The organism is Micromonospora phytophila, from assembly GCF_023656545.1.
In the GTDB taxonomy this organism is placed as follows: domain Bacteria; phylum Actinomycetota; class Actinomycetes; order Mycobacteriales; family Micromonosporaceae; genus Micromonospora; species Micromonospora phytophila.
In genome coordinates, this window is sequence record NZ_JAMOKF010000274.1 from 1 (window position 1) to 7,467 (window position 7,467).

7 protein-coding genes are annotated in these 7,467 nt (G+C 73.0%); 3 read left to right on the forward strand and 4 right to left on the reverse strand.

Annotation, left to right across the window (positions count from 1 at the left end; genetic code table 11):
- The first annotated feature begins 132 nt into the window (after positions 1–132).
- Together NCC78_RS24375 and NCC78_RS24380 are read left to right on the forward strand one after the other, a co-directional pair.
- Positions 133–690 (forward strand): DoxX family membrane protein, encoded by a 558-nt coding sequence (locus NCC78_RS24375; RefSeq protein ID WP_250797286.1) that lies wholly within the window; start codon positions 133–135, stop codon positions 688–690.
- Between the two features lie 180 nt (positions 691–870).
- A complete protein-coding gene (locus NCC78_RS24380) occupies positions 871–1,263 on the forward strand; it encodes an FKBP-type peptidyl-prolyl cis-trans isomerase (protein ID WP_250797287.1) in 393 nt (130 codons plus the stop codon).
- A gap of 173 nt (positions 1,264–1,436) precedes the next feature.
- Here NCC78_RS24380 and NCC78_RS24385 read toward each other — a convergent pair whose 3' ends face one another.
- Complete coding sequence (locus NCC78_RS24385) at positions 1,437–1,823, reverse strand: STAS domain-containing protein (RefSeq protein WP_250797289.1); 387 nt, start codon at positions 1,821–1,823, stop codon at positions 1,437–1,439.
- A gap of 226 nt (positions 1,824–2,049) precedes the next feature.
- On the opposite strand from NCC78_RS24385, the gene NCC78_RS24390 reads away from it, so the two are divergent.
- Positions 2,050–3,069, forward strand: a complete 1,020-nt coding sequence (locus NCC78_RS24390) for an SMP-30/gluconolactonase/LRE family protein (protein WP_250797290.1) — start codon at positions 2,050–2,052, stop codon at positions 3,067–3,069.
- A 124-nt stretch (positions 3,070–3,193) separates the two neighbouring features.
- Here the strand turns inward: NCC78_RS24390 and NCC78_RS24395 are convergent, their stop codons facing one another.
- The 3 genes from NCC78_RS24395 to NCC78_RS24405 form a co-directional block, all read right to left on the reverse strand.
- Positions 3,194–4,459, reverse strand: coding sequence for a L,D-transpeptidase (locus NCC78_RS24395; protein ID WP_250797291.1), 1,266 nt, complete (start codon positions 4,457–4,459; stop codon positions 3,194–3,196).
- A 502-nt stretch (positions 4,460–4,961) separates the two neighbouring features.
- A complete protein-coding gene (locus NCC78_RS24400) occupies positions 4,962–6,626 on the reverse strand; it encodes a right-handed parallel beta-helix repeat-containing protein (RefSeq protein WP_250797294.1) in 1,665 nt (554 codons plus the stop codon).
- A 119-nt stretch (positions 6,627–6,745) separates the two neighbouring features.
- On the reverse strand, positions 6,746–7,467 hold a 722-nt coding region (locus tag NCC78_RS24405), incomplete at its 5' end, for a dihydrolipoamide acetyltransferase family protein (protein WP_250797293.1).

Sequence of the window (7,467 nt, forward strand, 5' to 3'; positions counted from 1 at the left end):
GCCGTGCGGACCGGTACGGAAGGGGTCCAAGGTCCCGGTCCGGCAGGGCCCGGTCGGCCCTGCCCGGCGGCGGTGGGCGGGAGTCCAATGGAGACGTCACCGGGAAGCGCGGTGCGAGGCACAGGAAGGAACGTGGAGATCATGACCGCGACATTCGAGCGGAACACCGCCGACACCACCGCTCCGGCGGCCGAGACCCCCCGCCAGCGCGCCGCCCGGTACGTCTTCGCCGGCATCCGGATCGCCCTCGGGTGGACCTTCCTCTGGGCGTTCCTGGACAAGGTCTTCGGGCTGGGGAACGCCACGGAGGCGAAGAACGCCTGGATCAACGGCGGCAGCCCGACCAAGGGGTTCCTCAGCTTCGGTGCGGCCGGCCCGTTCAAGGGCTTCTACAACGGTATCGCCGGCGCCGCGTGGGCGGACTGGTTGTTCATGGGCGGCCTGGCCGCGATCGGCGTGGCCCTGCTCCTCGGCATCGGGATGCGGGTCGCCGCCGTCGCCGGTGGTCTGCTCTACCTGATGATGTGGACGGTCGTTCTGCCCCCCGAGAACAACCCCTTCATCGACGACCACCTGATCAACGCCGCCCTGCTCGCCGGCCTCGCGCTGATCAACGCGGGCGCCACCCTGGGGTTGGGCCGGACGTGGGCGAAACTCCCCCTCGTCCGACGGTTCCCCTGGCTCCGGTAGTCGATCCGGCACCACCCCTCGGCGGGCGTCACCACCGGTGACGCCCGCTCTTCGGCTGTCCCGCTCCACCGGGCGCGGTCGGCGGCGCCGGGACCCCCGGGCATCGGTCGAGGGCTATCCGGCAGGATCGGGGGGACCGGACATCAGGAGCAGGACGGCAGGACGGCAGGAGATTCCCGCATGAACCAGGCAGCAGGCGACCGCTCGGGCAAGCCCGAGGTGGGTCCGATCGAGGGCGCGCCGCCCGCCGATCTCGCGATCGAGGACATCACCGTCGGCGAGGGGCCGGAGGCCCGGCCGGGGCAGCAGGTCAGCGTTCACTACGTGGGGGTCTCGCACTCCACCGGGCGCGAGTTCGACTCCTCGTGGAACCGCGGCGAGGAGTTCGAGTTCCCGCTCGGCGGTGGACGGGTCATCGCCGGCTGGGACCAGGGCGTCGCCGGCATGCGGGTCGGCGGTCGCCGCCGGCTGACCATCCCTCCGCACCTGGGCTACGGCGACCGGGGCGCCGGGGGCGTCATCAAGCCGGGCGAGACGCTGGTCTTCGTCGTCGACCTGCTCGGGGTGCGCTGAGCCACCGGCCCGGGGGCCGACACCGACACACCGTCGGCCCCCGGGCCGGCCCGTCCGTCCCGGCACCACATCTGCCCCACCGGGCCGCAGCGCCCGGGCGGCGGGTCTGCTCAGCAGCACCGGGGCGGCGCGTCCGCTCGACAGGACGGCACCACCCGAGCGGGGGCGGCTGCTCAGCAGGGCACGAGCTGTCGGTCCGGCGCGTCCGCGCCGCAGGGCAGCAGGTCCCGCTCGGGGCACGGATCGACGATCGGGATGACCCGGTGCAGGCCGGTGGCCCGCAGCACCCGGGCGACCACCGGATCGGGGTGCAGCACCACCAGTTCCCCACCCCGGGCGCGGACGCGCAGGTGCGCGGCGACCAGCGCCCGCACCCCCGCGGCGGAGAGCACCCGGACGCCGGAGAGATCCAGCCGCAGCACCGGGCGGACCGGGGCGGCCCAGAGCGCGGAGCGGAACGCGGCGACCGTCGCGATGTCGACCTCACCGGTCGCCCGCACGTCCACCGCGTGGTCACCCACGCTGATCTCGACGTCGAACCGGTCGCTGCGCTGTCCCATGCCGACGAACCTAGCCCGCGGCACCGACATTTCCGCCCTGCCACGGACGGGATCCGGGTACGCCCAGGGTCAGACCCGGAGGGCCCCTGATCCCCCTCAGGGAGGATGCCGGGGCGGTGCCCTGCCGACGACGGTCGAGACGCCGCGCCGGACCTCGACCCGCGACGGCCGGAATCGGACCGGTCCGCCGGCGACGGGCGGGGCATCGGCAGGCGAGAATGGTCCGATGGTCGCTCCCCGCCCCCGCGCGCCCCTGCTCATCCGCCCCGTCCGCGAGCCCGCCACCGTGCCGCCTCCGCTGGACGGGCCGTGGGCCCCCACTGACCGCCGGCTGGACTCCGTCGAGCTGCTGCCCCTGCCCGACGGCTCGGCCGGCCCCGAGGACGTGGTCGTCGACCCGTCCGGGCGGGTGATCAGCGGGTCCGAGGACGGCCGGCTCTGGTGGTGGCCGGTCGACGCCCCGCCGGGCACCCGGCCGGAGTTGCTGGCCGAGACCGGTGGCCGGCCGCTGGGCATCGAGATCGACCCGCTCGACGGCAGCCTCGTGGTCTGCGACGCGTACCGGGGGCTGTTGCGGGTGACCGGTGACGGTGCGGTGCGCGAGCTGGGTGGTGCCGGCGCGAGGCCGACCCTGGCCGACAACGCCACCGTCGCCCGCGACGGCACCGTCTACTTCACCGACAGCTCCGACCGGTTCCCGGTCTCGCACTGGAAACGGGACCTGCTGGAACACCGCCCCAACGGCCGGGTGCTGGCGTACGACCCGGGCAGCGGGCAGACCGACGTGGTCTGCTCGGGGCTGTACTTCCCCAACGGGATCGCGCTCACCCCGGACGAGTCGGCGCTGATGCTGGTGGAGACCTCGACCCACCGTCTGGTGCGGATCACGCTGCCGGACGGGGCGGTCACCGTGCTGGCCGACCTGCCCGCGTACCCGGACAATCTCACCCCGGTCGGCGACGGGACGTACTGGATCGCCCTGCCCAGCCCCCGGGTTCCGATCGTGGAGCGGCTCCTGCCGCACCCCCGGCTGCGCCAACTGGTCGCGGTGCTGCCGGCCGCGGTGCAGCCCAAGCCGCTGCGCTACGGCCTGGTCGCGCTGGTCGACGGCGAGGGCCGGGTGCTGCGGACCCTGCACGGCCCGCGCGGGGCGTACGACATGATCACCGGCGTGCGCCAGCACGGTGACCGGCTCTGGCTGGGCAGCCTGACCGGCCCGGGGGTGGCGCGGGTGCCGCTGGGCTGACCGCCCGCCGGCGCCTGCCGCCTGACTCTTGCCGCGGCGCGGCGTCGCCCGGGGCGGCGACGACGCCGAGGACCGGCCCGCCGTGAGGCGGGCCGGTCCCGGGTGGTGTGCGCGTACGGCCGGATCAGCCGCCGCGGACGGACGGTGCCGGTGCCGGCGAGCCTCCCGCCACGGCGCCGGGATGCGGGGCGTGGGTCGGGGCAGGCCGGAGCCCGGCCGGGACGGGCAGCGCGCTGCCCTTGACGTACGCGTCCCAGCTGACGTTCCAGGCCGTCCAGCCGTTGCCCTCGGTCAACTCCACCTCGGTGCCCTTGATGGTGACCAGGTCGCCGACCTGGGTGACCCCCATCAGCCAGTCTGCGGCGGCGGCGGCGACGTTGGTGCAGCCGTGCGAGACGTTGATGTTGCCCTGGTCCCCCTCCGACCACGGCGCACCGTGGATGAACTCGCCACCCCAGGTCAACCGCTGGGCGTCCTCGACGTCGACCACGTAAGGGTCGGCTGAACCCCGGGTGTCGAACGTCGTCTGCTCGTGCTTCTCCATGATCACCATCTTGCCGCTGGAGGTCGGCGTGCTCGGCTTGCCGAGACTGACCGGGATCTTGCGGACCACCTTGCCGTCCCGCAGCACCGACATCTGCTTGGTGCTGTTGTCGATCTCCAGGGACGTCTGCCGACCGATCTTGGAGGTGGCGGTCCGGTCGTCGTCGCCGACCTTGTCCTTGCCGATCGGCAGACCCTCCAGGCCGGCGCGGACAGTGATCGTGGTGCCCGGGCGCCAGAAATCGGGTGCCCGGTAATACACCTGACTGCCGTCTGCCACCCAGGACCAGACACCCGGCTGCGGCGGATCCGTCTTGACGAACAACCGGCGCTGCACATCCGCTCTGGCCTCTTTCGGAATGGGCGGGTCGAACGCGACGGTCACCGGCATGGCGGTGCCGTACGTCCGATTACCGGCGAAATACAACGTGCTGGTGATCGCCGGTTTCGTCGGTTTCGGCATCGTGGTGAACGTGGTCTTCCGGGTGGTGGTCTTGCCGGAGTCGCCGGTGGCGGTCACCTCGGCGGTGTAGGTCCGCCGCGGCTGCAACGGCGCGCTCGGCACCCACCCCGACCCGTCCTCCCGTGGTTCGGCCCTGACCTGCGCGCCCTTGTCGTCGGTGATCCGGACAGCGGTGACCCGTCCACCCTTCACCGCGGTGCCCACCTCCGCGCTCACCGGCACGTCGCGGGTCCGGTCCGCCGGCGTCACGGTCAACTCCGGCGGCGCCGCCCGCCCCTCGGCCGGAGCCGCGCCCGGCTTGCGGTCGGCGGTGCACCCGCCGAGGGCCAGCGGCGTGGCCGCGATGGTCACCGCCAACACCGTCAGTCGCCGCCTCAACTTCATGATGTGTCCCCCCGTTTTTGGTGTCCCTCCGCCACATTGTCTCCACGCCGCACAGATATCCGCGCAATTTTCGCAGAATCGCGAAACCAATCCTGAGCGACATTTCCCGCGCTGCGCGGGATGTGTCGAGGAGCGCCGAATTGCGCGTCCGTACGCGATCGACCGCTACGGCACCGGAGCATTCCTGACGGCACGGTGGTCCGGTCCCGACCCGGCTGTTTCGCCCCGGGCGGTTGAGACTCGACTGTCCTGGCCGCGCAGACCGAGCCCCGCCTGGTCCACTGCGAACTTGACCCGTACTGGACCTGGCTCGGCGCCCACGACCCGGTCGACGTGATCCGCGCGAACCGCCGTCGGATCCCCCCTGTGCACGTCAGGGACATGGACGTCGACGGCGGGTTCGCCGACCTCGGCGACGGTGCTCCCGCAGCCGGCACCGGGCGGCTGAACCGCCACGGCGGCGGCCCGGGGGCTCCCCGGGCCGCCGACCGTACGCCGCCGCTCACGTCGAGTCGTCGTCGCCGTGGTTGCGTTCCCACCGCCCGGCCACCGGTGGGGTGTCCAACCGCAGGGCCCCGTCGGCGTTGCCGGCGAGGTCGTTGTCCTCCACCCGGCAGTCCACGCAGCTGCCCCGCTCGGTGATCCACAGGCCGTGGTTCTGGGTGCTCGGGTCCCGGTTGTCCCAGATCCGGTTGCCCCGGATGGTGGCCGAGTCGACCGCGGCGTTGATGGTGATCCCCGCCCGCACCGGTGCCGACGGCGGCAGCTCGTACGGCGTGCCCGGCAGTGGGGTGTCCGCGCTCCACCCGCTTCTCGCGTCCGGCCGGATCGGGGCCAGGGTCAGGGTGGTGTCGTCGTTGGCCGCCACCACCGCGATCCGCCGACCGACCCGCACCACCTTGCCCCGGTGACCGTCGTTGGGCCAGGTCGCCGTCCGGTCGACCACCGTCTTCTCGCTGTAGCGCACCGAGTCGCCCTGCCCGGTCATCGCCGGCGCCCACTGCCGGCCGTTGTTGCGGATCCGGTTGCCGACCAGGAACACGTCCTGCATCGGCCGGTCGATGCGGATCGCGTCGGCGCTGTTGCCGTAGAAGTCGTTGCTTTCGATGACGATCTCCTCGGCGACCCCCGCCTCGGGCTCGCCGAGGCTGCGCTGGTGGTAGCCGTACCGGCCGTTGCCGCTGATCCGGTTGCCGCGGATGGTGTACGGGCCGGGGGTGTTGCCGATGCTCACGCCGTCGCGCAGGTTGCCGTCGATGATGCAGTCGGTGAGGATGCCGCCCCGCCCTGCGGTGTGCGTGGTGCCCTTGGCCGAGACGTGGAAGCCCGCCTCCAGGTTGCCGGTCATCGTGCAGGCGGAGACGATCAGGCCGTTCGCGCCCCAGTCGGAGATGCCGAAGCGGTTGCCCTGGGAGTGGCAGCCGATGATCCTGATGCCGCGCGGGCGCAGCTCGCCGACTTGCTGCAGCTCCAGGAAGATGCCGTTGGTCGCGTTGGCCACCGCGCTGCAGTTGATGATGTTGAACCGCTCGACGCTGCCCCAGCCACCGATGCCGATCCCGATGCCGGCACCGCCCATCTCGGTGCCGTTGTCCAGCCGCCCGCACCCGGCCACCAGCACCCCGTCGATCAGACAGTCCTGGAGGAAGTCGCAGCCCAGGCCCGTGGCGGCGGTGTGGTGGATGTACAGGTTGCGGAACACTCCCCGCACGACGTACTGCAGGCCGAGCCCCTTGGCCAGCGGGTTGTAGTCGGCCGACGCCACGCCGGAGCCGTCGATCTCGAAGTCGGCGAAGGTGCAGTCGGCCAGGTGCCGGTCCCGGTCGGCGCCGTGCAGTTGGGCGGTGTAGAAGGCCAGCGGCGCCGGGTCGGCCCGGTTGGCGGAGTTGCCCAGCACGAAGCGGGTCGCCCCCGGGCCGGCGCCGATGAGCGACACGCCGGTCCGCCAGACGGTGCCGGAGTCGCGCATCGAGTAGACCCCCGGCGGGCAGTAGATGATCCGGGCCCGGCGGTCGGCCGCGTACGCGTCGCCGAGCCGGTCGACCAGCGCGGCGAGGGCCGGCTGGTCGTTGGTGGTGCCGTCGCCGGTCAGGCCGTGTTCGCGGGCGTCGCAGAGCAGCGGGGCGCCGACGACGGCGTGCCGTCGCACGCCGGTGGCGGAGGGCATGTCCGGGTACGCCACGTCGTCCTCCCCTCGGCGGCTGCCGCGCCCGCTTTCCCGGTCACCGGTCGGGGAAACACCGTCGGCCCCGGCGCCACATGGGCGTCGGGGCCGACGGGGGTGCCTCAGACGTTGGCGATCAGCAGCGCCGGCTGCTCGACGCAGTCGGCGACGTGCCGCAGGAAGCCGCCGGCCACCCCGCCGTCGCAGACCCGGTGGTCGAAGGTGAGGCTGAGCTGGGTCACCTTCCGCACCGCGAGCTGCCCGTTCACCACCCAGGGCTTGTCCACGATCCGCCCCACCCCGAGCAGCGCCGCCTCGGGGTGGTTGATGATCGGTGTGGAGCCGTCGACCCCGAACACGCCGTAGTTGTTCAAGGTGAACGTGCCGCCGGTCAGGCGCGCCGGCGGCAGCGTCCCGGCCCGCGCGGCGGTGGTGGTGGCGGTCAGCTCGGCGGCCAGTTCGGCGGTGGTGAGCCGCTGGGCGTCGCGCAGCACCGGCACGACGAGGCCCCGGTCGGTCTGCGCGGCGATGCCCAGGTGCACCCCGGCGGACTGGACGATCCGCTGGCCCTCGGTGTCGACCCGGGCGTTGAGCTGCGGGTAGCGGCGCAACCCGGACAGGCAGATCCGGGCCAGCAGGGCCAGGATGCTCACCGGAGCGTCCGGGGTCGCGGCGTTGATCGCGGCGCGGGTCTCCAGCAGCCCGGTCGCGTCCACGTCCACCCAGATGGTGACCTCGGGGATCTCCCGTCGGCTGCGGGAGAGCTTGTCGGCGATCGCCTTGCGGATGCCGGTCAGCGGGATGACGACGTCCTCGCCGGCGGGGGCGAGCGCGGTGTGCGCCG